Source organism: Shinella sp. M31, from assembly GCF_049199205.1.
GTDB lineage: Bacteria > Pseudomonadota > Alphaproteobacteria > Rhizobiales > Rhizobiaceae > Shinella.
Genome location: NZ_JBLZPH010000006.1, coordinates 1 through 257, shown reverse-complemented (window position 1 = coordinate 257; position 257 = coordinate 1). Strand labels below are relative to the sequence as shown.

General features: G+C 63.8%; 1 protein-coding gene. It reads right to left on the bottom strand.

Features of this window, described 5'->3' with window-relative positions:
* The coding region (locus tag ACOZKU_RS01455) for an Ig-like domain-containing protein (RefSeq protein ID WP_421577365.1) at positions 1-257 on the bottom strand (257 nt) is incomplete at both ends.

Sequence of the window (257 nt, the reverse complement as noted above, 5' to 3'; positions counted from 1 at the left end):
GTCGGCGTCAGGGTCGCGGTCCAGGTGATGCCGCCATCGGACGAACTGACGGAGCTCAGCATGCCGTTGGCGATCGTCAGATCGGCATTGGTGAAACCGGTGACGGCCTCGCTGAAGGTGAAGGTCACCAGCGAGGTCTCGCCGGCTGCCAAAGCGGTGTCAGCTACGACGATGGTTGCGGTCGGGCGCTGAGTATCGATGCTGTAGTTGTTGGAGCTGGTGGTGCCGCTTCCCGTGTTGCCCGAGCCGTTCGCCAC